24 protein-coding genes are annotated in these 25,329 nt (G+C 65.0%); 13 read left to right on the forward strand and 11 right to left on the reverse strand.

Going from position 1 to position 25,329, the window contains the following annotated elements; all coding sequences use genetic code 11:
* Genes GV035_RS20785 through GV035_RS20805 form a run of 5 tightly spaced genes read right to left on the reverse strand, consistent with a single transcriptional unit; the run spans window position 1 to window position 3,904 of the window.
* Window positions 1-1,278, reverse strand: a complete 1,278-nt coding sequence (locus tag GV035_RS20785) for a dihydroorotase (RefSeq protein ID WP_159836837.1) — start codon at window positions 1,276-1,278, stop codon at window positions 1-3.
* 10 nt (window positions 1,279-1,288) lie between these two features.
* Window positions 1,289-2,326: an aspartate carbamoyltransferase catalytic subunit gene (locus GV035_RS20790; RefSeq protein ID WP_159836838.1), complete on the reverse strand. Its 1,038-nt coding sequence runs from the start codon at window positions 2,324-2,326 to the stop codon at window positions 1,289-1,291.
* A 54-nt stretch (window positions 2,327-2,380) separates the two neighbouring features.
* Entirely contained in the window at window positions 2,381-2,896 is a 516-nt protein-coding gene (pyrR, locus tag GV035_RS20795; protein WP_159836839.1) for a bifunctional pyr operon transcriptional regulator/uracil phosphoribosyltransferase PyrR, read from the reverse strand.
* Window positions 2,883-3,329: a Holliday junction resolvase RuvX gene (gene ruvX, locus GV035_RS20800; protein WP_159836840.1), complete on the reverse strand. Its 447-nt coding sequence runs from the start codon at window positions 3,327-3,329 to the stop codon at window positions 2,883-2,885. Before ruvX ends, pyrR begins: the two co-directional genes overlap by 14 nt.
* Entirely contained in the window at window positions 3,326-3,904 is a 579-nt protein-coding gene (locus tag GV035_RS20805; RefSeq protein WP_159836841.1) for a YqgE/AlgH family protein, read from the reverse strand. Before GV035_RS20805 ends, ruvX begins: the two co-directional genes overlap by 4 nt.
* Window positions 3,905-3,934: 30 nt before the next feature.
* Here GV035_RS20805 and GV035_RS20810 point away from each other — a divergent pair, with 30 nt between their 5' ends.
* Window positions 3,935-5,437 (forward strand): cryptochrome/photolyase family protein, encoded by a 1,503-nt coding sequence (locus tag GV035_RS20810; RefSeq protein WP_159836842.1) that lies wholly within the window; start codon window positions 3,935-3,937, stop codon window positions 5,435-5,437.
* On the opposite strand, the gene GV035_RS20815 is transcribed toward GV035_RS20810, so the two are convergent.
* Both GV035_RS20815 and GV035_RS20820 read right to left on the reverse strand, forming a co-directional pair.
* Window positions 5,427-6,821, reverse strand: a complete 1,395-nt coding sequence (locus tag GV035_RS20815; protein ID WP_159836843.1) for a hypothetical protein — start codon at window positions 6,819-6,821, stop codon at window positions 5,427-5,429. The genes GV035_RS20810 and GV035_RS20815 overlap by 11 nt on opposite strands.
* Before the next feature lie 270 nt (window positions 6,822-7,091).
* Window positions 7,092-7,262 (reverse strand): rubredoxin, encoded by a 171-nt coding sequence (locus GV035_RS20820; protein ID WP_025527884.1) that lies wholly within the window; start codon window positions 7,260-7,262, stop codon window positions 7,092-7,094.
* A 268-nt stretch (window positions 7,263-7,530) separates the two neighbouring features.
* Here GV035_RS20820 and GV035_RS20825 point away from each other — a divergent pair, with 268 nt between their 5' ends.
* From GV035_RS20825 to GV035_RS20835, 3 genes are all read left to right on the forward strand, one after another.
* Window positions 7,531-8,406 carry a hydroxymethylpyrimidine/phosphomethylpyrimidine kinase gene (locus tag GV035_RS20825; RefSeq protein ID WP_159838125.1) on the forward strand — a complete coding sequence of 292 codons (876 nt, stop codon included), beginning with the start codon at window positions 7,531-7,533 and terminating at the stop codon, window positions 8,404-8,406.
* Window positions 8,407-8,488: 82 nt separating this feature from the next.
* The gene (locus GV035_RS20830; protein ID WP_159836844.1) at window positions 8,489-9,271 is read left to right on the forward strand and encodes a DUF72 domain-containing protein; all 783 of its coding nucleotides are present in this window, start codon (window positions 8,489-8,491) and stop codon (window positions 9,269-9,271) included.
* 43 nt (window positions 9,272-9,314) lie between these two features.
* A complete protein-coding gene (locus tag GV035_RS20835; RefSeq protein WP_201304008.1) occupies window positions 9,315-9,740 on the forward strand; it encodes a hypothetical protein in 426 nt (141 codons plus the stop codon).
* A gap of 102 nt (window positions 9,741-9,842) precedes the next feature.
* Here the strand turns inward: GV035_RS20835 and groL are convergent, their stop codons facing one another.
* Both groL and groES read right to left on the reverse strand, forming a co-directional pair.
* Window positions 9,843-11,483 carry a chaperonin GroEL gene (groL, locus tag GV035_RS20840; RefSeq protein WP_159836845.1) on the reverse strand — a complete coding sequence of 547 codons (1,641 nt, stop codon included), beginning with the start codon at window positions 11,481-11,483 and terminating at the stop codon, window positions 9,843-9,845.
* 77 nt (window positions 11,484-11,560) lie between these two features.
* A complete protein-coding gene (gene groES / locus GV035_RS20845) occupies window positions 11,561-11,854 on the reverse strand; it encodes a co-chaperone GroES (protein WP_159836846.1) in 294 nt (97 codons plus the stop codon).
* A gap of 669 nt (window positions 11,855-12,523) precedes the next feature.
* Here groES and GV035_RS20850 point away from each other — a divergent pair.
* From GV035_RS20850 to GV035_RS20860, 3 genes are all read left to right on the forward strand, one after another.
* Complete coding sequence (locus GV035_RS20850; protein WP_159836847.1) at window positions 12,524-13,699, forward strand: glycosyltransferase; 1,176 nt, start codon at window positions 12,524-12,526, stop codon at window positions 13,697-13,699.
* A 555-nt stretch (window positions 13,700-14,254) separates the two neighbouring features.
* The gene (locus GV035_RS20855) at window positions 14,255-14,704 is read left to right on the forward strand and encodes a CopG family transcriptional regulator (protein ID WP_442859580.1); all 450 of its coding nucleotides are present in this window, start codon (window positions 14,255-14,257) and stop codon (window positions 14,702-14,704) included.
* Between the two features lie 39 nt (window positions 14,705-14,743).
* Window positions 14,744-15,808, forward strand: a complete 1,065-nt coding sequence (locus GV035_RS20860) for an extracellular catalytic domain type 1 short-chain-length polyhydroxyalkanoate depolymerase (protein ID WP_159836848.1) — start codon at window positions 14,744-14,746, stop codon at window positions 15,806-15,808.
* A 221-nt stretch (window positions 15,809-16,029) separates the two neighbouring features.
* Here the strand turns inward: GV035_RS20860 and GV035_RS20865 are convergent, their stop codons facing one another.
* A complete protein-coding gene (locus GV035_RS20865; protein WP_159836849.1) occupies window positions 16,030-17,652 on the reverse strand; it encodes a hypothetical protein in 1,623 nt (540 codons plus the stop codon).
* A gap of 621 nt (window positions 17,653-18,273) precedes the next feature.
* On the opposite strand from GV035_RS20865, the gene GV035_RS20875 reads away from it, so the two are divergent.
* Window positions 18,274-18,591: a DUF4148 domain-containing protein gene (locus tag GV035_RS20875; RefSeq protein ID WP_159836851.1), complete on the forward strand. Its 318-nt coding sequence runs from the start codon at window positions 18,274-18,276 to the stop codon at window positions 18,589-18,591.
* 214 nt (window positions 18,592-18,805) lie between these two features.
* Window positions 18,806-19,576: a DUF2242 domain-containing protein gene (locus GV035_RS20880; RefSeq protein WP_159836852.1), complete on the forward strand. Its 771-nt coding sequence runs from the start codon at window positions 18,806-18,808 to the stop codon at window positions 19,574-19,576.
* A gap of 363 nt (window positions 19,577-19,939) precedes the next feature.
* Here GV035_RS20880 and GV035_RS20885 read toward each other — a convergent pair whose 3' ends face one another.
* The gene (locus tag GV035_RS20885; protein WP_159836853.1) at window positions 19,940-20,314 is read right to left on the reverse strand and encodes a BON domain-containing protein; all 375 of its coding nucleotides are present in this window, start codon (window positions 20,312-20,314) and stop codon (window positions 19,940-19,942) included.
* A 549-nt stretch (window positions 20,315-20,863) separates the two neighbouring features.
* On the opposite strand from GV035_RS20885, the gene GV035_RS20890 reads away from it, so the two are divergent.
* The 4 genes from GV035_RS20890 (at window position 20,864) to GV035_RS20905 (ending at window position 25,300) form a co-directional block, all read left to right on the forward strand.
* Window positions 20,864-22,300, forward strand: coding sequence for a TAXI family TRAP transporter solute-binding subunit (locus tag GV035_RS20890; RefSeq protein WP_159836854.1), 1,437 nt, complete (start codon window positions 20,864-20,866; stop codon window positions 22,298-22,300).
* Between the two features lie 210 nt (window positions 22,301-22,510).
* Entirely contained in the window at window positions 22,511-23,191 is a 681-nt protein-coding gene (locus GV035_RS20895) for a 2-hydroxychromene-2-carboxylate isomerase (RefSeq protein ID WP_159836855.1), read from the forward strand.
* A gap of 207 nt (window positions 23,192-23,398) precedes the next feature.
* Window positions 23,399-24,367: a LysR family transcriptional regulator gene (locus GV035_RS20900; protein ID WP_159836856.1), complete on the forward strand. Its 969-nt coding sequence runs from the start codon at window positions 23,399-23,401 to the stop codon at window positions 24,365-24,367.
* Between the two features lie 15 nt (window positions 24,368-24,382).
* The gene (locus GV035_RS20905) at window positions 24,383-25,300 is read left to right on the forward strand and encodes an AraC family transcriptional regulator (RefSeq protein ID WP_159836857.1); all 918 of its coding nucleotides are present in this window, start codon (window positions 24,383-24,385) and stop codon (window positions 25,298-25,300) included.
* Window positions 25,301-25,329: the final 29 nt, after the last annotated feature.

Here is a 25,329-nt window from a genome sequence, read left to right on the forward strand (position 1 = left end):
TCAGCGGCTTTCGTAGGCGAGATGTCCGCCGACGATGGTCGCGCGCACGCGAGCCGGCAGTTCGTAGCCCAAGAACGGCGAGTTATGGCCCTGGCTCTTGAGCTTGCGCGGATCGACGCGCCAGGACGCATCGGCGTCGAACACGCAAATGTCTGCGAGCGCGCCCACGGCGATGCGCCCCGCCGGCAGCTTCAGCACATCCGCCGGTGCGGACGTGATGCGGCCGAGCGCCTTTGGGAGCGGCACATTTGCTTCCCGCGCCCATTTCACCGTCAGCGAGAGCAGCAGTTCGAGGCCGGTCGCGCCGGGCGTCGCTTCGGCGAAAGGCAGGAGCTTCTCGTCGTCGTCGAGCGGCGTATGGTCGGAGCAGATTGCGTCGATCGTGCCGTCTTCGAGCCCTGAGCGAATCGCTTCGCGGTCGCGTTGCTGGCGCAGCGGCGGATCGAGGCGGAACTGCGAATCGAAATAGCCGATGTCCACGTCAGTCAAATGCACGTGGTTGATCGTGACGTCGCACGTGACAGCAAGCCCTTCCGCCTTCGCCGCGCGCACGAGCGCCACGCCCGCCGCCGACGACACATGCGACAGATGCACACGCGCGCCCGTCACGCGCATCAGCTCGAAAATGGTGTGGAGCGCGATGGTTTCCGCCGACACCGGCACGCCCGACAGCCCCAGCCGTGACGCGACCGCGCCGCTCGCGGCCACGCCTCCCTTCGCCATGAACGCGTCCTGCGGGCGCAGCCACACGGTATAGCCGTAGGTCGTCGCGTATTGCAGCGCGCGCAGCAGCGTGCGGGTATCGACGATCGGGTTATCCGCCTGCGAGAAGCCGATGCAGCCGGCCTCCGTCAGTTCCACCATCTCGGTGATGCTCTCGCCCTTCAGCCCGACGGTCAGCGCGCCCAGCGGATACACATGCGCCTGATGCAGCTTCTGCGCGCGGAATTTGAGCATCTCGACGAGACCCGGCTCGTCGAGCGTGGGATCGGTGTCCGGCGGGCAGACGAGGCTCGTCACGCCGCCCGCCATCGCGGCGGCCATTTCGGATTCGAGCGTCGCCTTGTGCTCGAAACCCGGCTCGCGCAGGCGCGCCGACAAATCGACGAAGCCCGGCGCGATATGCAAACCGTTCGCGTCGATGATCTTGGCCGCGCTGAAATCGGCGGGCGCCTCGCCGATCGCGACGATGCGTCCCGCCGCGATGAATACGTCCTTGCGCGTTTCCGTGCCCGCAGCCGGATCGATGATCGTGCCGCCTTGAATCTGGATCTTCATGTCGTTCTGTTCAGTCGCTGTTGCCGGCCACAATGCCCATCACCGCCATGCGTACGGCGATGCCGAAGGTCACCTGATTCAGGATGACCGACTGCGGCCCGTCGGCCACTTGCGAATCGATTTCCACGCCACGGTTCATCGGGCCGGGGTGCATCACGATGGCATCCGGCGCGGCGAGCGCGAGACGCTCGGGCGTGAGTCCCCAGCTCTTGAAATACTCCTGCGCGGACGGCAAAAGCGCGCCGCTCATGCGCTCGTTTTGCAGCCGCAGCATGATGATGACGTCCACGCCCTTCAGACCTTCGTCGAGGTTGTGGTAGACGTGCACGCCCATCTGGTCGAGGTTGCCGGGCAAGAGCGTGCGCGGGCCGATGGCGCGCACTTCGGGCACGCCGAGCGTGGTGAGCGCGTGAATGTCCGACCGTGCGACGCGCGAATGCAGGATGTCGCCGACAATCGCCACGCGCAGCTTCGTGAAGTCGCGCTTGTAGTGGCGAATGGTGTACATGTCGAGCAGGCCCTGCGTCGGATGCGCGTGACGGCCATCGCCCGCGTTGATCACGTGCACGTGCGGCGCGCAGTGCTCGGCGATCAGATACGGCGCGCCACTGGACGCATGACGCACGACGAACATGTCGGCGTGCATCGCGGAGAGATTGTTGATGGTGTCGAGCAGCGATTCGCCCTTGCTCGTCGACGACGCGTTGATATTCAGATTCAGCACATCCGCCGACAGACGCTTCGCCGCGATCTCGAAGGTGGTGCGCGTGCGCGTCGAGTTCTCGAAGAAGAGATTGAACACCGACTTGCCGCGCAGAAGCGGCACTTTCTTCACTTCGCGGTCGGTGACGCTCACGAACTGCTCGGCGGTATCGAGAATATGCGTGACGATGGCGCGCGGCAGGCCCTCGATGGTCAGCAAGTGCTTCAGCTCGCCGTTCTTCGTGAGCTGCGGGTTGCCCTTGAGAAATCCGTAGCGGAAGGTGTCGCTGGTCTTGTCGGCTTGCTGCGCGCCCGGTTCGGCTGCGCTCTGCGTGGCGGTGTTCATGGTGATCCAGGCGTTGCTTTTAAAAAAAGGCGTGAGACGCGTGTCGCTGCCGCGTCAGTGCGTGCGCGGCTCGGTCGTGAAGCCGAACGTGCCGTCGTCGCGGCGCGCGAGCACGAGGTCTTCGTTCGCTGCGACGTCCACCATGCCGCCGGTGAAGCGCGCGGCAATCGGCATTTCGCGTCCGCCGCGATCGGCGAGCACGGCGAAGTCGATGGCTGCGGGGCGGCCGTAATCGTAAAGCTCGTTGATCGCCGCGCGCACGGTGCGGCCGGTGGAGAGCACGTCGTCGATCAGCAGGATACGGCGGCCTTCGATACCGAACGGCAAGGAGGTCGGGCTCGCCTGACTGTGCAGGCCCTTTTTCGCGTAGTCGTCGCGATGCAGCGCCACGTTCACCACGCCGAAATGCGGCGCGCCCAAGTCTTTCGCGAGCCGCTCGGCGAGCCATGCGCCGCCGCTGTAGATGCCCGCGAGCGCCACGCCGTCTGCAGCCGCGAGCGACGCGCCGTACGCCGCGCGAATCTCTTCGACGAGCGCGCGATACAGCGCCTCTGCGTCAATGGAACTCATGATCGTCGGAAAGTCCGTCGAGATATTGTTGGAGGATGACGCGGGCGGCTTCGGCGTCGATGCCATCGAAGCGGCCGCGCGCATTCGGACGCACGCCGCGCTCGCGCAAATCCGCTTTCGCGTCGACGGACGAATAACGCTCGTCCACCCATTGCACCGGCACGTTGAAACGGCCGTTCACCTGATTGCCGAAGCGTTTCGCGAGCGCGCTCATCTCGTGCGGCGTGCCGTCCGGATGCATCGGCATGCCGACGACGACGGCATCCGGTTTCCACTCCTGCAGAAGCTTGCCGACTTCCTGAAAGCGATAATCGCGGTCGCGATTTTCGAGCACGGCGAGCGCGCGCGCGTTGCGAGTCAATGTATTGCCGACGGCCACACCGATGCGCTTTTCGCCGTAATCGAATGCCAGCAGCGTGGCTTCGCGGCTCATGCGTGCCCTGCTTCGCCGGAAAGCATGGAGCGCGAGACGCCCAGCAGCGACAGCGCCGCTTCCAGGCGGTCTTCGGCGGGCACATCGAAGATGATGCGCGAATCGGCTTCGACCGTCAGCCAGCCGTTCTTCGAAATTTCTTCTTCCAGCTGCCCCGCGCCCCAGCCCGCGTGGCCGAGCGTCAGCAGAAAACGCTCGGGGCCCTTGCCGCTCGCGACCGCTTCGAGCACGTCCTTCGACGTGGTCATGGCCAGGCCGCCGGGCACGCTCATGGAGGAGCTATACGGTTCGCCCTCGCCCGCTTCGTGCAGGACGAAGCCGCGCTCGGTCTGCACGGGACCGCCGAAATACACGGGCAAGTGAACGAGCGGCTCGATTTCGAGCTTGAGGTCGATGCGGTTGAAAAGCGATTGCAGGTCGATGTCGGTCGGCCTGTTGATGACGAGACCCAGCGCACCGCGATCGGTGTGATCGCAAAGGTAGACCACCGTTCCGGAAAACGTCGGATCGACCATGGAGGGCATGGCGATCAGGAACTGGTTCGTCAAATTGATGCGATCGGAAGTCTTGGACATAATTCAGGATTTTAACAAAGGCGCTGCGAGATGGCCGACTTCGATGTGGGGCTCGTCTGGTTTCGGCGGGACCTGCGCGCGGCAGACAATGCTGCACTCTATCATGCGCTTACACGGTGCCGCCGCGTGCTGTGCGCGTTCGTTTTCGACCGGGAAATCCTTGATCCCCTTGGTAGAAACGATCGCCGCGTGCCCTTCATTCATGCGAGCGTGATCGAGCTGGATCGCACGCTGCGCGCGGCCGGCGGCGCGCTGCTCGTGCGGCACGGCGCGCCGCTCGACGCGATACCCGCGCTCGCCCGCGAATGCGGCGTGAACGCCGTGTTCGTGAACCGCGATTACGAGCCGGCCGCGAAAGCGCGCGACGACGCGGTCGCGCAAAAACTCGCGGGCGCGAACATCGCGTTTTTCGGTTTCAAGGATCAGGCGATCTTCGACCGCGACGAAGTGCTGACCGGCAGCGGCAAGCCGTACACCGTGTTCACGCCGTACAAGCGCAAGTGGCTCGAAACGCTCACGCCGGATGCGTTGCAGCCGTACGCGTTGGAAGACCATCTGCACGCGCTCGGCAAGCCGCCCGCGCACGCCGATCAGGGCATTCCGTCGCTCGCTGCACTCGGTTTCCCCGACGCGCACGGCCCCGCGTTCCCGGCGGGCACGGTCGGCGCGTACGCGCTCTTCGACGACTTCCGCGACCGCATGGCCGATTACGACCGCACGCGCGACTTTCCGGCGGTCAAAGGTCCGAGCTATCTGGGCATCCACCTGCGGCACGGCACGGTGTCGATTCGCGCGCTCGCCCGCGTCGCGCACGACGCGCAGCGCCACGGCGACCGCGGCGCGCAGACGTGGCTTTCCGAACTCATCTGGCGCGACTTCTATTTCGCCGTGCTGCACCATTTCCCGCGCGTGGGCATGCTGGGCGATCATCGCGCGTTCAAGCCGGAATACGACCGCATCGAATGGGAAACGGGCGAGGCCGCCGACACGGATTTCGCCGCGTGGTGCGCGGGGCAAACGGGCTACCCGCTCGTGGATGCCGCCATGCGTCAGCTCAACACATCGGGCTACATGCACAACCGGCTGCGCATGGTAACGGCCAGTTTTTTGATGAAGGATCTCGGCATCGACTGGCGGCGCGGCGAGGCGTATTTCGAGGCGCAGCTCAACGATTTCGAGCTTTCGTCGAATAACGGCGGCTGGCAGTGGGCGGCGTCGAGCGGTTGCGACGCGCAGCCGTACTTCCGCATTTTCAACCCGGTCACGCAGTCGCAGAAATTCGACGCTGCCGGCAAGTTCATCCGCCACTATGTGCCGGAATTGGCGGCGCTGTCCGACCGCGACATTCATGCGCCGTGGCTCGCGAAGCCCGATGCGCTGAAGGCGGCGAAGATCGCGCTGGGCGTGGAGTATCCGGCGCCTATCGTCGATCACGACGCCGCACGCAAGCGGACACTGCTGCGCTACGACGTCGTGCGCGGGCCCGCCAAACGCAGTGCGTCGCCCGACGAGGACGACGACGCTATCGAGTGACCGCCGGAGCGCGTTCGATCATTGCGGTGAGCGCAGCAATCGACGCGCGGCCTTCCGACGGCGCGATGCCAGCGGCCGCCTGATGCAGCATCGAACGCAGCATTTGCGCGGCGCGCTCGGGAATCGCGGCGTCGAGGCCGCGAGCATCGCTTGGGTCGGCGCCTTCGCCCTGATGCGCGACGCGCCGCCACGCGAGGCCGAGCGTATCGGCAAGCAGCGCGACGTGGCCGAGCCCGAGCGCGCAAGCCGCCGCGCCCAGCCGATGCGACGCGTTCGCCGCATGCAGCGCGGCGTCGGCATCGACGGTGCCGGTCTCGCTCGCCTGCGTGCCGCGCTCGACGAGCCCTTCGATCGACGCCTCCGCGCTTTGCAGGAAGTCTTCGTAGGCTGCCGCGTTCACGCGCAGCACGCCCAGATCGCGCGTGACGGCCTCGCGCGCGCTTTCTTCGCTCGCCTGCGCCGCGCCTTGCTCCCACGCGGCTTCCGATGCGGGCGTCGCCGCCACGTGCCATGCCACGGTCAAGCCGTAGTCGCGCAGCACGTCGACGTGCCCGGCGTCTTCAGGCGTCGCGCCGTAGAGCGCGAAGTCGCGCCACAAAAGCGCGAGCGTCGCGCGCACGAGCGAACGCGGCGCGAACGTCGACGCGTGCGCCTGATCCGCCAGCACGAGATTGAAGCGCGCGTAAAGACGCTTGGCGTCCGCGTGGCTGGACAGATCGGCATGGCGGCCGGCCCGCTCGCGCAGCGCGCGCACCGTGGACGACGCGAGCCGCCAGAAATCGTACGGGTCGGGGCCGGCGAGTTCAGCGAGACACGCGTCGAGGCGCGAGAACGTTTCGTCGATTCCGGCTTGCGGCTGATCGGCGGGCGCGCGCAGCAACGCGAGCAGCGCCGCTTCGTAATGCGCGCGGACACGTGCGAGCCTTTCCGGTGCGACGCCGCGCAGCGTCGACGGCGCAATCGCCCGGCCGGCGAGCGCGAGGTCGTCGTACGAAACCGGCGCGATGCGCGTATGCGCGGCCAAGAGCGCATGAAGGCCGCGATAGTGATCGAAGAGTTCCGTCGAACAGGACAGTTCGCGCAGATTGTGGCGCTCGACGGCAGCGCGGAACGCGGACATCGCGAGCGCGATGCGATCGTGCGTGGCGTCCGGTTCGTCGCCGAGCGGCGCGACGAGCGCGAGCGCCTCGGCGAAACGTTGCGCGGGCAGCCATCCCGCCGAATGCAGCGCGGCAATCGCGCGCTTGAGCGCGGGCGCCGTCTCGCCCTGCCGCTGGAACGCGTGGATGGCGTCCGTGAGCGCCATTTCGGCGAGCCGGACAGAGCCGCCGCGCGGGTTCGGCAAGGCTTCGATCGGAACGGGTAGATCGGGACGAGATGTCATAACGGGCGCTCACAAGCCAGAAACGCGCGTGGCGACGCCGCCTCGACGCGCGGTTGAACTGCATCATCGACACGCGCGGCGGCCGATTGCCGCCGACAGCCTGTCGTGCTCCAAGCGTATGCCTTTACGAGCGCAGGCGGGAAACGAATGTTCCAGCCGCCTCGCCGCAGCGCGCAGGCAGTTTCACCTGCGACGCCTGCATGGAAACGCGGGCCGCTAAAAAACACGCGCCGCATGGCGTGAGCCATGCGGCGCGGTAGAGCGTGCGGATCAGATCTGAACCATCTCGAAATCTTCCTTGCGGGCTCCGCATTCGGGACAGGTCCAGTTGATCGGAACGTCCTCCCAACGAGTGCCCGGCGCGATGCCCTCTTCCGGCAATCCCGCCTCTTCGTCGTAGATCCAGCCGCAGATCAGGCACATCCAGCTTCTGTATTCCATACTTATGCCGCGTCGATTGATCGATTGAAATTAGGCCATGATGGTACCGTGTTGCCGGTTGGATGCCTAGCAAGACGCCGGCCCGGCGTGCATCCCCAAATAGCGGGACGTGCGCGCCGCCGCTCGCAAAAAGGTGCGCAAAGACCGCAGGCGGGCGGCAATAGGCCGCATAATCGAAGTGTCCGGGCGGCGTGCGCGTCTTTTTTCGCATCGCTGCAACTGAATCGTCTCACTCGTGCAATTCAAACCAAAAATGTCCGCTTTTGCCATGACCGGCGACTCTCCACCGATCGTTCTGACTTTCGGACTCTCGGACCCCACGGGCGGCTCCGGCTTGCAAGCCGATTTGCTGACGCTCGCCAGCATGGGCTGCCATGGCGCAACGGTGCTGACCGGTTACGCCGTGCGCGATTCCGCGACCTGCGACGAAGTCAACGGGCTCGACCCCGACACGGTCGCCGCACAGGCGCGCATGTTGCTAGAGGACATGCCGATCGCCGCGTTCAAGATCGGCGCGGCGACGCGGGCCGAAGTGGTCTCCGCGATCGCCGAAGTGGTGTCCGATTACGACGACGTTCCGCTGATCCTCGCGCCGGATTTCACGCTCGACGACGAACATGTGTTGTCCGCCGATGAACTGCGCGAATCGCTCGCCGATCTGCTCGTGCCGCAAACGACGATGCTGATCGCCGATCACGCCACGCTGTTGCAACTCGCGCAGCCGGACAGCGACGCCGAAGCGCCGACGCTCGATTCCGCGATTTCGCACATTCTCGCGCAGGGCTGCGAGTACGTGCTGGCAATGGAAACGGGCACGCATCGGCATGTGAACACGCTGTACAGCGAGGAAGGACAGGTGCGGCAGGACTTGTGGGATCGCGGGCTGCATCGTGTAATGGGGCTCACGGACACGCTGGGCGCCGCCGTCGCTGCGTTGCTGGCGAACGGTCAGGAGCCCGCCGAGGCCGCGCGCGAGGCGCAGGAATACGTGTTTCAGGCGGCGCGCGCCGCGTTTCGTCCGGGCATGGGCGCCTATCTGCCGGACCGCTTTTTCTGGGCGCGCTCGAACGACGCAGACGACGAGAACGATGCCGCGTCCTTGCCGGACGATGGAGCCGGATTACCCGGAGAAGCCCGGCATTAGAGGGTTTCGACGGCAAGCAATGCCGTGAACGAGGCGACACGAACGGAGTTCGGAGACCAACGAAGGGAGGCTTTGCGAGCGCATGCCGTATCGATTGCCCCATCTGCACAAGCCCGGCCCGCAAGGCGCCATCCGCGTCGGCTGCGCGGGCTGGGCGCTATCGAGCTCGGTCCAGTCGAGCTTTCCCGACGAAGGCACGCACCTCGAACGCTACGCACGCGTGCTGACATGCGTCGAAATCAACTCGAGCTTCTATAAGCCGCATCGCGAGCAGACTTACGAAAAATGGGCGCAGAGCGTGCCCGATTCGTTCCGCTTCTCGGTGAAGCTGCCCAAGGCGATTACGCACGACGCGCGCCTCGCCGAAACCGAAGCACTCATCGATGAATTCCTGGCCGCGGCCGGTCAGTTGGGCGACAAGCTCGGCTGCTGGCTCGCGCAATTGCCGCCGAGCCTCGCGTTCGAGCACGACGTGGCAGAGGCGTTCTTCAAGGCGCTGCGCGAGCGCACGAAGCTGCCGGTCGCGTGCGAGGCGCGCAACCCGAGCTGGTTCACCAAGGAGGCGGCGGCGCTCTTGAAAGCGCATCACATCGCGTATGTGGACGCCGACCCGATTCCCGATGAGTGCGAGATCAAGCATCGCGCGGATACATCGCTCGTCTATGTGCGGCTGCACGGCTCGCCAGATCTCTACAAGTCTTCGTACGACTTCCCGTATCTCGACGATCTCGCGCGCACGCTGCAAGGCCGCGCGAAAAAGACGCCCGAGGTGTGGTGCATCTTCGATAACACGACGCTCGGCCACGCGCAGCCCAACGCGCTGCATGTGATGGAGCGCCTGCATCTGCATCATCGGAAGGCGTAGTGCTTTTCCGCTTCCACTCGTTGCTCCCGAAGGAGATCCGCTGATGCACACGCCGGCACGACGCCTCGCCCGCCTGATCCGAGCCACGATGCTCGCCACGATTGTCTCGGCGGCGCTGCCCGCCCATGCGCAAGATGCACCGCCGCCGGCCACGCCCGCAGGCGACGGCACGTTCTTGCTGACCATCTTCCTCAAGCACGATGAGTCGAAGCCGCTGCCGAAGATCAATCAGCAACTCAAGGAACAGGGGTACTTCAAGGCGTTTCCGCCGCCGGGCGTGGAAGTGGTGTCGTGGTACGTGATGATGGGCATCGGGCAAGTAGTGACCTTGCGCGTGCCGGCGGACAGGCTGCGCGAGGTGAATCGCGCGATCGAGACGACCGCGTGGGGCGGCTATCACACGGAGTTCTATCCGACTTACGACTACAAAGCCGCCGCGCAGAAGCTGCGCGACGAGATGAACAAATAGGTTTTCGATGGACGAAAAAAAACCTGCATCGCTGCAGGTTTTTTTCGGCACGGCGCGGGCCTCTTTCGAAGCCCGCGCCGATGTAATCGGGCCGGAGCCGTCTTACATGTCCATGCCCATGCCGCCCATGCCGCCGGGCATGCCGCCAGGCATCGGAGCATCTTCCTTCGGCAGTTCAGCGACGGCTGCGTCGGTCGTCAGCAGCAGGCCTGCCACCGATGCCGCGTTTTGCAGCGCCGTGCGCGTCACCTTCGTCGGGTCGACGACACCGGCTTCCACCAGGTCACCGTACTCGCCGGTTGCCGCGTTGTAGCCGTAGTTGCCCGAACCTTGAGCAACAGCGGCCACCACGACGGAGGCTTCTTCGCCGCCGTTCGTGACAATCTGGCGCAGCGGCTCTTCCATCGCACGCAGGACGATCTTGATACCTGCGTCCTGATCGGCGTTCGCGCCCTTCAGGCCGTCGATAGCACGGCGAGCACGGATCAGCGCAACACCGCCGCCAGCCACGATGCCTTCTTCCACAGCCGCGCGCGTTGCGTGCAGTGCGTCTTCGACGCGTGCCTTCTTTTCCTTCATTTCGACTTCGGTCGCAGCGCCGACCTTGATCACCGCAACGCCGCCGGCCAGCTTGGCCACGCGCTCTTGCAGCTTTTCACGGTCGTAGTCCGACGTTGCTTCTTCGATCTGCTTGCGCACTTGCTTCACGCGAGCTTCGATGTTCGCGGCTTCGCCAGCGCCGTCGATGATCGTCGTGTTTTCCTTGCCCACTTCGATGCGCTTGGCTTGACCCAGCTCTTGCAGCGTCGCCTTTTCCAGCGTCAGGCCGGTTTCTTCCGCGATCACCTGACCGCCGGTCAGGATCGCGATGTCTTCCAGCATGGCCTTGCGACGGTCGCCGAAGCCCGGAGCCTTGACAGCCACCGTCTTCAGAATGCCGCGGATGTTGTTGACGACGAGCGTAGCCAGAGCTTCGCCTTCGACGTCTTCAGCGATAATCAGCAGCGGACGGCCAGCCTTCGCGACTTGTTCCAGCACCGGCAGCAGATCACGGATGTTGGAAACCTTCTTGTCGTGCAGCAGCACGAACGGGTTTTCCAGAACGGCGACTTGCTTGTCCGGGTTGTTGATGAAGTACGGCGACAGATAGCCGCGGTCGAACTGCATGCCTTCCACGACATCGAGTTCGTCTTCCAGCGACTTGCCGTCTTCGACGGTGATGACGCCTTCCTTGCCGACCTTGTCCATGGCTTCAGCGATACGATCGCCGATGGACGTGTCGCTGTTCGCCGAGATCGAGCCGACTTGCGCGATTTCCTTGTTCGTCGTGCAGGGCTTGCTGATCTTGCGCAGTTCTTCGATGGCTGCCGCGACGGCCTTGTCGATGCCGCGCTTCAGGTCCATCGGGTTCATGCCCGATGCGACATACTTCATGCCTTCGCGAACGATGGACTGTGCGAGCACGGTAGCGGTCGTGGTGCCGTCACCTGCGTTGTCGCTGGTCTTGGAAGCGACTTCCTTGACCATTTGCGCGCCCATGTTCTGGAGCTTGTCCTTCAGTTCGATTTCCTTCGCAACCGAGACACCGTCCTTGGTGACCGTCGGGCCGCCGAACGAGCGCTCGAGCACGACATTGCGGCCCTTCGGACCCAGCGTGACCTTGACCGCGTTGGCCAGGATGTTCACGCCTTCGACCATCTTGGCGCGTGCGGAATCGCCAAAAGTAACTTCTTTAGCTGCCATATCCAGACTCCTTGATTCGATTCAGTGTGCCGGCTCGGCGCCCGGTCGGCGCGCAGCCCGGCTTACAGGAAGGATGCTTACTTGTTGACCAGGACGGCCATGATGTCTTCTTCGCGCATGACGAGCAGTTCTTGCCCGTCGACCTTGACGGTCTGGCCGGCGTATTTGCCGAAGAGCACGCGGTCGCCCACCTTCACGTCGAGGGCGTTCTGCGTGCCCTTGTCATCGCGCTTGCCCGGGCCGACGGCCAGGACTTCACCTTGATCCGGCTTTTCTGCCGCTGCTTCCGGGATCACGATGCCCGATGCGGTCTTGGTTTCCTGGTCCAGACGTTTGACGATGACGCGATCGTGCAAAGGACGAAGGTTCATACACACTCCTCTCTTGAATGAGACTGAAAACGCGGAAAAACCCGTCTTTTGGGCAAAGGCCCGCCGGACGGAAATCTTGTTAGCACTCTCGTGCGGTGAGTGCCAATTATATGGACGGGATTTGACAATTTCAAGGAGGAAGGTAAATGCGCTTCTGGCACGGAGGCCTTGGCTTGTCGAACTTCAGCCAAGATGAGCGATTCCCTCCATCCTCGAACTATGCGGAAGGAGTCGTACCGCTATACCGGCGTTTGCACTTCCAGCAGCACGCCGCCGGCGCGTGCGCTCGATAGCTCGACCGACCACGCATCTACCGGTATCGACGTCTAGCGGTATGAGTTTGGTCGTCTGCTGGCAGCGAAACCTCCCTGCACATTGGGGCGCTCCGCACACTCGGGCCGAGGGATACCAACGCTTGGTCCTCCGCCTGATTGTCATGCGGGCGGGTCACGGTCGGCCATGTCTGACCATACGGATCGGAAGGCAAGCACGCTTTCGTTCTTGCCCGGCCGGGTGACTGCGGTAGCATAGGAACCTCAAGAACTTCTCTTATGCTCTTCTCAGGAGCGCGTCCCCACAGTGCCGACTGCTGCTCTATCCCGAACCCCAATTCCGAGCCACGCTGGTCCTGACACCAGCGCGCCGCCGTCAGCAGGCGAACGCCTGGCGGTGCTTTTCCATATCGTCGACTTCAACGACGGCGGCATCGAATCGTCGCTGATCCAATGGCTGCGCGTCTTCGATCGCGAGCGTTTCGCCGTCACGCTGTCGGTGATGCATTCCTCGCCTGCGTTCGAGACGCGCTTTCGCGCGCTCGTGCCGCCCGATGTCGGCATCGAAATCCTCGCGGACAGGGACTGGCTCAATTACTTCCAGACGCGGCGTTACGCGCGCAAGCTGAGCAAGCTCGGGCGCGTCGGGCGCGACGTCTTCAACACGCTCGCCGTGCGGCCGTACGTCAAGCGGCGCGTCGAGGCATTGGCGCGCCGGCATGCGCTGATCGTCGATTACGACATGTCACTGCGTCGCCTCGCGGGCCGGTTCGATACTGCCTGGCTCGGGGTCAACCACTTCAGCTTCGATGCGCGGCTCGGCGCGCGTCCACGCAAGAAGCGTCGGCTGGCGACGCAGTTCGCACGCTACGACGGCATCGCCGCGCTGAATCAGCATATGGCGGATGAAGCGCGCCGCATGTTCGGCGACGGATTGCAGCGACTGTTCGTGCTGCCCAATGCGATCGATATCGAACGCATTCGCCACAACGCACTGGCGAGCGAAGCGCCGCCGTGCGACGCGCCTTACATCGTATCGGTGGCGCGGCTCGATGAAATCCAGAAGGACCATCGGACACTGCTTCGCGCGTATGCGCGGCTCGTGCGCGAGGGGGATATCGCGGAGCATCTGGTCATCGTCGGCGACGGCGCCTTTCGCGGCGAGCTCGAAGGGCTTGCAAGCGAGCTGGATATTGCCACGCGGGTGCACTTCGCGGGGTATCGCGACAATCCCCATCCGCTCGTCGCGGGCGCGCGCCTTCAGGTGCTGAGTTCGCGCTACGAAGGCATGCCGATGGTGCTGCTCGAGGCGCTCGCGCTGGGCAAGCCCGTGATCGCGAGCGATTGCCCGACGGGCCCGCGCGAGATTCTCGGCGATGGCCGCTTCGGCATCTTGTTCGCGGTAGGAGCAGTCGACGAACTCGCCGACGCCATGCGCCGCCTGTTGACTGACGACGCGCTGAATCGCCGAATGCAGGCACGCGCGCTGGAACGCGCGGAGGAATACGGCGTTGCCGCCAGCAACGAGCGTTTTGCGCGATGCGTGTCCGAACTGACGACGACAAGAAGCTGACCTAGTTCTCGTTTGTGTCTCGCGCTTGGTCGGGTCGCTGCACGTTCGAGTCGGCCGGGCCGCCGGGAAAGCGTCGCCGGTCTCAGACACGCCGTTTGTCCGTAACGCGCCGCCGACCTTAACAGCTTGGCCGCGCGGACGCGGTGGACGTTCACGGCTGCCGCGAACTTGCAAGCCTCAGATTGCCAGCGCGTTCCGCAACGGCATGGAAGGCCGCTTCCGCTCACAGCAACGATGACTCAGCCCGCGACGCATCAAAGGTCGCGGCTCGGCGAGACGGCCGTAACAGCGCGCGATGCTGACGGACGCAGAATCGTATTGCGTCGAACATGCTACGCACGCGCCTACCTGTCTTATCGGCCCATAAAACCCACTCCCAACCGACCCAGCCCGAGCCCGCGACGCACCGAAGGCCGCGGCAGGGCGAGAACGCCGACTCGAACCTCTATGCACCCGCGTGCCCGTCTTCGCCCAGCATTGAACCCGCTCCCAACCCGGCAACCAGCAATTCAGCATTGACCTCCCCTTGAAACCAGCCTATAACCATCCATATAGATGGCGAAAGGATGGAAAACAACGACTCCCATGGCTCTACAACCCTCAGACGCCCGCTCCAAAGGCGGCGACACCGAAAAGATTACGATCAACCTCGGTCCGGTCGATTTAGGCCAGATCGATCTGCTCGTGGAAGAAGGCTTTTATTCGAACCGGACCGACCTGATCCGCACGGCTATCCGCAATCAGCTTGCGGTGCATGCGTCCGTCGTCAAGGAAACGGCGACCCGCCGCTCGCTCGTGCTCGGGCTTCAGTACTTCTCCAGGCAGGACCTGGAAGCGGTGCGCGCGGCCAATGAGCGGCTGAAGATTCAGGTGCTGGGCCTCGCCAGCATCGCCGCGGACGTCTCTCCTGAACTCGCACTCGCCACCATCGAATCCATTCTGATTCGGGGTGCCCTTCACGCATCGCCAGCCGTCAAGGCGGCGCTTGCAGATCGGATCCGCTAATGCCGGCACCGCCGGTCCGGATTTGAAATCGGAAAAGACATGAAACTGAACGAAGGTTTTCTCGACTCGATGAAAGAGGCTTTTCAACTCTTTCAGAACGGCAGCAGCGACGCTGCCACCGACGTCGTCAAGCGCGCGATGCGCGGCGACCCTACTCACGCGCAGCCCGCTGCGGACGATTCCCGCGACACGGGTTTCTCCAGCCTCACCGAGCTCTTCAAGGCGCCCGCTCGCGCCCCGCGCACCGCGCCTCAAGCCGATGTCGAAGATCGCGGGCACTTCAGCACGCGCCGCTACGCGAATGCCGCCGGTCAGCGCGAGTACAAACTGTACGTGCCGAGCGGTTATCGCAATGAGCCGATGCCGCTCGTCGTGATGCTTCACGGCTGCACGCAGAACGCCGACGATTTCGCCGCCGGCACGCAAATGAACGCGCTCGCCGAAAGCCAGCAATGCATCGTCGCGTATCCGGTTCAGCCGCAAAGCGCGAATGCATCGAAATGCTGGAACTGGTTCAAGCCGTCGGACCAGGAGCGCGATGCAGGCGAGCCGTCGCTCATCGCCGGCATCACGCGCGAGATCATGGCCACTCACCATGTGGATGCGAAACGCGTCTACGTCGCGGGATTGTCGGCCGGCGGGGCGATGGCGGCGATCATGGCGCAACGCTACCCCGACCTGTACGCGGCGGCGGGCGTTCATTCCGGTCTGCCTGCCGGTCGCGCGCACGACCTTCCGTCCGCGCTCGCGCTCATGCGCGGCGGCGACGGTAAAGGCGCGTCGCCGGGCGCGGTGCGTTGCCCGCTGATCGTCTTTCACGGCGATGCGGACGCCACCGTGAATTACGCCAACGCGCGCAGACTCGTCGACGGTATGACGGCGAGCGGTCCGGCGCATCAGATTGCGGGCAGCGTGGCGGGCACTCGCCAGCACACGGTCCAGCAGTTCGAATCGCGCGATGGCGTGCCCGCCGAACTCTGGACGCTGCACGGCGCGCCGCACGCCTGGTCCGGCGGCAGTTCGCGCGGCACCTACACGGACCCGAGCGGGCCGGATGCGAGCGCCGAAATGCTGCGCTTTTTTCTCGCGCATCCGAGGGACTAGACGCGACGCCGGATCGCGCTGCTATCGCGCTTCAGGACGATCCGGCTGACCGCTGCCGCGTTTGCGCCTGCTCGCACGGTGGCTCTTGTGATTGCAACGAACGCACGAGCCCCAAAGCATTTCGCAGCGCTCGCGATCCCAACCGAGTTCTCCAGAACGCGTCGCGCACGACGGACCACAAGAACGCCGTGCGACGAAAATCACGCGAATCCGGCGCGCCGTCACCGACAACTCCGCCGCTCGTAAAGCGACCACTCCCCCTCTTGCGTCACCAGAACCACATCGCACTCCTTGTTGGCGAAGAAATTCGCCGGCATGGGCTCGGCCTTGTGCACGAAGAAATATCGATACTGACGCGCGTTGTCCTTCGTCCAGTCGAAGCGACGCGGATCGCCGTCGAGCGCCGGAGCTTGCAGCGGCAGCATCCCCGGCCTGAAGCGCACGATCTGCGGCACGAACGTCGCGAAGTTGAAATCGACGAAGCCGTGCTTCTCCGCCTGATACCACAGCGCCTGATGCATGTACGCGGTCGGGCTGCCGTACGCGGGGCTCTCGCGATCGAACACGAGGTTCAGCGCCCGTTGACCCGGCTCCGTTCGCGCGAGCAGCTTCGCGAGCGGCGCATTCTCAGCGGCGAAGCGATGCAGGCGAGCGGTCTGGTCCGCGAGAAAAATCCAGCATCCCGCGATGATCGCGACCTGTACGCCGACGCCGCGCAGCACGTCCCGAACCGAACCCGACGACGCTGCCCGCACGCCGCTCGCGGACGCTTGCGGCCCGCAGAACATTAGCGCATAGGCGGGCAGCAGAAACAGCGCGAAACGGTGAAATAGAAAGCCGGTCTTGAGCGCCGCATCGGGCACGACGAACCAGACCACCGTGACTGCGAGCATCGGCACGACAGCGGCGCGGTCCGGGTTGATCCTGTCGCGCCACAGCCAGGGCGCGGCGCACATCAACCCGACGAGCGGCAGATAAACGGCCGCGCCCTTGCTCATGCCCCAGACGTAGACCGGCAGCGAGAGCACGCGATGCAGATTCCAGCCCCACTTGAAGCCGACGATGTCGGGCACCGCCTGCCCGAGCAGCGGATCGGTCGCGCGGCTGTGCAAGACAAAGGCAATGCACAGCAGGCCGAGCGGCACGAAGGGCGCGAGCGCCGTCACGCTGCGCGCGAGCGGCCTGACCTTGGAGAGCACGAAGCCGACGCCTACCGCGCACGCGAACAAAAACACGAGCCCGTGGCAGAAGAAGAGCACCGCGCCTGCCACCGCGATCGCCACGCCCTTCTTCACGGACAGCGCCGTCGCGTACCCGTGCGTGAGCCAGATGAACAAAACGCCGAGCGGCGCCGCGACGAGAAAGGTATAGAAGCCCCATTGGAACGCGAAGCCGAAGCACCCCGGCACGAAAAGCCAGTCGAGCCGGGGATCGCCATGCAGATGCCGCCGAAAGCCGACGCACGATGCAACGAACCCGAAGTACGCGAGCATCATCACGCACTTGAGCGCGGCGGCGACCGGCATCAGATACGTGAGCGGCAACGCGAGGCCGTAGCCCACGAGATACGGCGTGAGCAGATTTGCCTGCACGAGGCCTTGCCACGGGGACGCATGATCCAGCAGATCACGCAGCAACATGACCTGAGCCGCGTGCTGTGGCAAATCGGCGAGCGGCGGACGCTGCGCGATCCAGAACAACGCTCCGCCGTACAGCACGGTCAGGAAAAAAAGCACGCGCGGGAGCGTCCCGGCAAGCGGATCGACGCGCGAGAACGGCGCACGCGCGGGCGCCGCCTCGACGGTCGCGCTCGCCGGTGCTGTCGGATCGATGGGAAAGTTCATGGCGTTGGCCCGATCAGAGGACGCTTCATCGTCTCGGCGTGCGTGTTCGGCACGGCGTCGCTGATGACCGCGCGCAAAGGCAGCGAAGTGACGCCACGGGCGCCGACGCGCCTATTGCGCTGGAGGAACGGCGCGATGCGGTCGTGCGTCAATGTGCGTGGGCGGCGTTCGTCGTGGCATTGCGGGGTGAAAGCAAGCGTCGTCATAGGCGAAGTTCCATTGCCGAGGATGCGGTGATCGAGGGCCGGGCATGATCGGATTCGGCTGCCGTTCAATGTGTACTACTAAGCACGTCCGACCAATTCTTCTCAGACGTTAGACGCCGGAAGTCCGCACATTCACCGACGATACTACGCGCGATCCAAGAAAAAATGTTCCGGCGGCACGCGGTTTGATGCGAAGAATAGGCTCCCACGCACGCTGGTCTCGCCGGGCCGTTCCACGCTCACGGATCGAATCGTGCGATCCGATTGAGCCGATTAATGTCGAGCCGTCAAAACTGACTTGGCCGAATAAGGGTTTCCACCTAGAACCAGCAGACCTACACTTCTTTTCAACGACGAAGCAGTGCCTCTCAGGGTTCCTGCGACGTCCCGCTCAATCGAAATGTGGAGGTCAATCATGTTCAAGTCGATCGTTCCCGCCATCGTCATCGCTTCTGCCGTTGCCGCTCCGGCATTCGCCAACGCCAGCGAAAATGGCCCCCTGACGCGCGCCGAAGTGAAAGCGCAACTGGTCCAGCTCGAGCGCGCTGGCTACCGCCCCGCCAGCGATCAGACGACGTATCCCGCCAACATCCAGGCCGCCGAGGCTCGCGTCAATGCCGAGCAAGGCGTCGCGGCGAGTTCCTTCGGCGGCGCGGCCGACGGCGCGTCGGCGTCCGGCCGTGCTAATCGCTCGGCCGGCGGCGTCAGCCCGGTCGATTTCAATCGACCGTAAACGATAGTCGCTCCAGGCCAAGCCCGGCTCCGCGCCGGGCTTTTTCGCGTTCGCGCGTGCGTTCCGCAAGACTGGCGACAAGCGCCTTTCGACCGGTCATCTCACTGTAAGCCTCGGATTTTTCGACGTTTTCAGAATCCGCTTTTTCATCGGAGGCTCAGACCGCACTACAATTTGTGTCTGCTTGTCACACATTTTGCCTTTGCCGCCTGCCATGCCTATCCCGTCGTCGTTGCGCCTCCCTTTCGTTTCACTCGTTTTTTTCGCGCTTGCCGCCTGCGGTGGCCGCACCGCCATCACGCCCAGCTATCAGCAGGAACTCTTCAGCACCGGCGTGAGCCCCTACGCGCATAACTTCGACGCCACCGTGAAGGAAACCTGCGAGGCCGCGCGCCGCGCGTTGCTGTCGCAAGGCTTCCTGACGACGATGGCCCAGGCCGACAGCGTCGACGCCACGAAGAATTTCCAGCCGTCCGCCGAGACGCACGTCGTCGTGTCGTTCCACGTCGTCTGCACGCCCGGCGAGAACGCGGCCAACCAGAGCATCGCCTACGTGAACGCGGTGCAGGACGGCTACGCGCTGAAAAAGAGCGATACGTCCGCGAGCGTCGGCCTGAGCGTGCTCGGCTCGCTTTCGCTGCCGATCCGCTCGAACAGCGACGCGATGGTCAAAATCTCCAGCGAGACCGTGCCGGCCGGCAAGTTCTATGACCGCTTTTTCGGCCTGATGGGCCACTATCTGTCGACGGTGCCGCGCAGTTCGCCGATTGCATCCGATGAGGTCGCGAGCAAGCCGCTCGCACCGTCGCTGATTGTCAGTTCGCCCGAGCTGACGCCGACGCCGATCGTCGTGCAGGCGCCCGCCGCCGCCGCGACCGCGATCCAGACGCCGGACGCGGCGGCCGCCGTGAAGGAGGAGGCGCAGGCCGCCGCCAATGGCGTCACGGCATCCGCGCCGGTTGCGGCCTCGGCGCTGACGCACTGATCGTTTGCCGGTTCGCGCGACGTTTTGCCGAGATCGGCTTCGCACTGGGCTATCGCGTAGCGCGCCGGTGCGGCGAAGGGTCGATGAAGGATCGCGAAAGACGCATCGGCATCTGCTGTGAATGCAGCCGGCGATGCGTCGTCCAGCGCGACGGATCCACCGCCAGAAGCGCGCCCGATTCGCCTAAACAAAAGCGGGCTCCGGCCAGCGCCCAAGCCCGTTCACCCGCCTCGCCGTCCAGCACGACGTCCAGCCCGCCACGCCCCACCCGCCCAAAGCGCCCCGTTTCGCCAAACAAAAACGGGCCCCGGCCAAAGCCGGAGCCCGTTCGGTGCCTCGCCAGAACCGGCTGAGGCCCCCCGCTTACTTCCCGCCGTTCTGCGGGCTCAGCGTCAGCTTGTTCGATACCGACTGCACGCCCGAGACGCCCTTCGCCACTTCTTCGGCCTGAGCGATCTGCGCGCCTTCCGGCACCGTGCCGGTCAGCGTCACCGCGCCGCCGCGTGCGCGGACGTACACGTTCGACACATCGAAGCCCTGTGCCTTCGACAGCGCGCGGCGCACGGCGTAGCCGAGCTTGCGATCCGTCTTCTTGGTCGACGACTTCTGCGCCTTGCTCGGCGCGGCGGATTCGGTGCTGGTGGTCGCCGCCGCATCGCTCGACTGGGCATAGGCGCTCGATGCGACCGCCACGCACACCACGACGCCCAGCGCCTTCAACATATCGACAACTTTCATGGTTTCTCCTTTTGTTTCGCTTGTTGACTTCGCACAGTTGCTGCTTCGCTCGTTTGCACTTCAACCGGACAGTCGTCCAGCCCAAGGCGTACGGCATCGCGCATGCCCGTGGCCGCGCGGCGCGCAGCCCGATGGGGCCGACGAGCCGGCGGCGAACGTGCCGCGGATGCTGTCATGCAATGCTGCGAGAGGCTGGCGAAGAAACGAATTCGGCCGTTGATCGGGCGGAAAAAACCCGTCGGCTCGTCTATGTGTTGTCCTGCCGCACGGCGCGTTCACGGCGTCCGAGGCTTCGGCGCGTGTCCGCCCGGCCCAAATAACGGGTTTCCGGACGGAAGTCCTTGCCATGCGGCGGCGAACGTCAATTTAGCCCACCGCGGCCATTAGCGCAAAGCATTTAAACGACGCAAAGCGCCTGAAACCGTCTACATACGCGTGTCACACGGATCGCGCAGTCGCCGCCGCCGACGCGACGACACCCACGCGCGAGGCGTCCGGGTCGCGCGTTCGGGTAAGCTTTCGGCCACGAAGTTGACAGGTAGCATCGAGATGACCCGATCAGACGACAACGCCCCCAAGGAACGCCCGCGACGCAAGCCGCAACCGAAGATCGTCGCGCGTTTCGTCGCGGTGTCGTGGCGCGACCTCGCGCTGACCTTCGGCCCGATTCTCGCCGTCGCGATCGCCGCGCTTTATCTCGCGATCCGGCTCATTCAACCCGCGCCGCCGAACACGCTCACCATCGCGGCGGGGCCGAAGGGGAGCTCGTTCTGGAACAGCGCGCAAAAGTACAAGGCGATCCTTGCGCGCAACCGCGTCACGCTGAACGTGCTCGAGACGCAAGGCTCGCTCGACAACCTCACGCGGCTGGAAAAGCCGGATTCGGGCGTCGATGTCGGTTTCGTGCAGGGCGGCATGCTGCCGCCGGGCGCGGTGCACGACGACCTCGAATCGCTCGGCAGCGTCGCGTATGTGCCGCTCGCCGTGTTCTATCGCGGGGCGGCGGTTTCGCGGCTGTCGGAATTCAAGGGCAAGCGGCTCGCCATCGGCGCGGAAGGCAGCGGCACTCGCGCGCTCGCGCTGACGCTCCTGAAGGCGAATGGCATCGAGCCGGGCGGCGATACCTCGCTCATGCCGCTTTCGGGCGATGCCGCGGCCAAGGCGCTCGAAGACGGCCAGATCGACGCCGCGTTCCTGACCGGCGATTCCGCGCAGCCGCCGACGATGGCGAAGCTGCTGCGCACGCCGGGCGTGCGCTTCATGGACTTCGCGCAAGCCGACGCCTACGCGCGGCGCTTTCCCTATCTCACCGAAATCGAATTGCCGATGGGCGCGTTCGATCTCGCCAACAACCTGCCGCCGCGCCCGGTCCACATGCTCGCGCCGACCGCTGAACTAGTTGCGCGCGACAGCCTGCATCCCGCGCTGTCGGACCTGCTGATCGAGGCCGCGCGCGAAGTCCACAGCCGCGCGAATCTGTTGCAGCGGTCGAACGAATTCCCCGCGCCGCTCGCCCACGAATTCCGCATCAGCGACAACGCCGAGCGTTATTACAAGTCCGGCAAGAGTTTTCTGTATCGTGTGCTGCCGTTCTGGATCGCGAGTCTCGCCGATCGCGTGCTCGTCGTGCTCGTGCCGCTCGTCGTCGTGCTGATTCCGGCGCTGCGGCTCGTGCCGGGGCTGTACCGCTGGCGCGTGAAGTCGCGCATCTATCGCTGGTATGGCGCGCTGATTGCGATCGAACGGGAAGCGATCACCGGCCCCGACACCGCGCAGCGCGACGCCCTGCTCGACCGCATCGACTCGATCGAATCGGCGGTCAACCGGATGAAGATGCCGCTCGCGTTCGCGGACCAGTTCTACGTGTTGCGCGAGCACATCGGTTTCGTGCGCGAGCGGCTCGCGGCCGAGGGCGGAACGAGCGGGCAAGCGCCTTCCGGCCGTCCGGGCGCGTCGCGTGCAGACACGGCGCAGCGCAGCACGTAATATCGAATGATTCGATCGCGATAAGCGGTTGAAAGACGCGCGGCGCTCGTTCGCCGCACCGGATGCAGGACGCGAAGCCAGCGCGCGACGCCGGCCACGAGCCGGCCAGACGCGGCAAGCAGCGAAAGCGAGCGGCCGCAGCAGCAAGCGAAATGAAACTACACGAACGACGAGGCCAGCGCGAGCGCGCCAAAAGCAAGGAGAAACGATATGAGTGCCCCGCATTCGACCGCCGACGGTCGTCCGTACTTTTTCTTCGATTTCATCTCGCCGTTCTCGTATCTGCTGCTCGAGCAGCATGAGAAGTGGCCTGACATGCCGTTCGAGTTCGTGCCCGTGCAACTGCTCAAGCTGCTCGACCGCTGGAAGCAGCCGCACGCGGCCACCATTCCGTCCAAGCGCGTGTTCACGTATCGCCACGCGCTCTTTCGCGCGGAGCAGCTCGGCATTCCGTTTCGGATGCCGCCCGCGCATCCGTTCGATCCGGCGAAGGCGCTGCGGCTCGCCGTGCTCGCGGACAGCGATATCACCCGCGTGCGCGACATTTTTCGCTTCATCTGGCGCGAAGGACGCGATCCGTCGACGCCCGAAGGCTTTCGCGCGCTGTGCGAGTACGTGGGCATGCCGGACGCGGAATCGCGCATCGACGACGAGGACGTGAAGGCGAAGCTGCGCGACAACAACGACCGCGCCGTCGCGATGGGCGTGTTCGGCGTGCCGACTTTCGTGGTCAACGACCAGATTTTCTGGGGCGAAGACACGCTGCCGATGGTGCTGTACGTCGCGCGCTCGCCGAACTGGCTGGAAGCGGGCGAGGTCAAGCGCATCAGCGCGCTGCCGATGGCGCGCCCGGACGCCGATCCCGGCGACACGGCGGAAATCGGCGGCTGATTCAGACGGCGCTGCGGCCAACCACGCCCCGCCACGCCCGCCTATGCCGCGCATAGGGCATGCGCTATGGCGTCAAAAACCGGAACGGGTTTAACTTCGGTTGCGGGCGGTGCGCGCCGATGGCGCTCGCGCCGCCCGCGCCGTCTGTCTGACCGTTGCCCGCTGCATCGGATGCGGCGCTTCGGCCTCCGGTCCCACGCAAAGCCCATGAACGAACCCGCCGATTCCCTCGATATCTGGCTCATCCGCGTCCTGCGCACGCTGCTTCTGGAGCGCAGCGTCACGCAGACCGCGCAGCGCCTGAACCAGACGCAGCCGGCCATCAGCACGGCGCTGCGCCGCCTGCGCGAGATCCTGAACGATCCGATTCTCGTGCGCGGCAAGCAGGGCATGGTGCCGACCGAATACGGCGAGACGCTGCTCGCGCCCGCGCAGCGCGCGCTGCGCGAGGTCGAATTCGTCGCGACGCCACACGGCGATTTCGACGCCGCCAGTTCCCGCCGCACGTTCCGGCTCGCCGCGCCGGACTATCTGAACGATTTCTTCATGCCGACGCTCGTCGCCGCGTTTCGCGACGCCGCGCCCCATGCGCGCCTCGAAATCGAATCGCTGAACCCGATGCGCGATCACGAGCGCGCGCTCGACGAAGGCGAAATCGATCTGATGGTCGCGAACTGGACGAAGCCCGAGCCGCGCTTCGAGCGGCAGGATCTGTTTTCCGACGTGTTCGTCTGCCTGATGCGCGCGAATCATCCGCTCGCGCGCGAGCCGCTGACGGTGGAACGCTACGCGCTCGCCGCGCATCTCGCGCCGACGCCGTACAGCGGCGCGAAGCGTCATCCGATCGATATTGGACTCGCGCGCGCGGGCGTTCGCCGGAGAATTGTCACGACGATTCCGTATTTTGGCCTCGTGCCGCAGGTGCTCTTGCAGTCCGACCTGATCTTCACCGCGCCGCGCCGTTTCGCGCAGCACTATGCCGCGATGCTGCCGCTCGCCGTGCTGGATTCGCCGGTGCCGTTTCCGCGCATCAAGTGCTATCGGCTGTCGCAGCCGCAGTCCGACCAATCGACCGATGTCGCGTGGCTGTGCGCGCTGATGTCGCGCGTGTCGGACTCGCTGACCGGCAGGAAGACGGCATCGGTGGATGACTTCGCCGCGGCCGTCGCGAAATAACGCCTTCACGACGACATGGACGCTCTCGACCGCCTGATTCAGCTTGCGCAGCTTTCCGGCGCGCTCGATTTACGTTGTCTTTTGCGCGGTCCGCTGGAACTGGATCACGCGCCCGCGCCCGCTGACGAGGCCGCGTATCACGTCGTGCTGGATGGCGCGTGCACCGTATCGCGCGAAGGCCACGCGGCGGTCGAACTGACAGCGGGCGATATCCTGCTGCTGCCGCGCGGCGACGCGCACGTGCTTCACGTGGCCGATGGCGATGCGCGCGCTGTCGCAATGCAAGCGCGAGACAACGGCGCGGTCACGATACGCAGCAATTGCGGCGAAGCGCAGCCGGCGGTTGATCTGCTGTGCGGACGCTTCACGTATGCGCCGCGCGCGCTCTTGATCGACGTATTGCCGGACGCCGTGCATGTGTCGTTCACCCGCGCGTCCGCGCCGTATCTCGGCCCGCTCGTCGCGGCGATGCGTCGTGAAGCGGAGGAAGCGCAACTCGGCGCGCCGTCGATCGTCGCGGCGCTTTCGACCGCGCTTTTCACGATGGTGCTGCGCGCATGGCTCGGCGAGCAGCCGTCGCTCTCGGGCGTGCTCGGGCTGCTGGCGAACCGGCGGCTGGGGGCATCGGTGATCGCGATGCTCGAACGCCCCGCCGAACCGTGGACGCTCGACATGCTCGCGAAGGAAGCGGCGATGTCGCGCGCCACGTTCATGCGCGCGTTCTCGGCGCATTCGGAGACTTCGCCGCTCGCGCTGTTGGGCCACGTCCGCATGCAACTCGCGAGCACGATGCTCACGCACACGAAGAAAAGCATCGCGGATGTCGCGGCGGACGTCGGTTATCAGTCGGAAGCGGCGTTCAGCAAGCGGTTCAAGGAAGTGTATGGCGTCGCGCCGGGACGGTTTCGGACGGAGCGGGGGTTGGGGGCGTGAGGTGTGCTTGAAGGCGCTTCACTGCCCTT

It is taken from the genome of Burkholderia sp. 8Y (assembly GCF_902506145.1).
Lineage (GTDB): Bacteria > Pseudomonadota > Gammaproteobacteria > Burkholderiales > Burkholderiaceae > Caballeronia.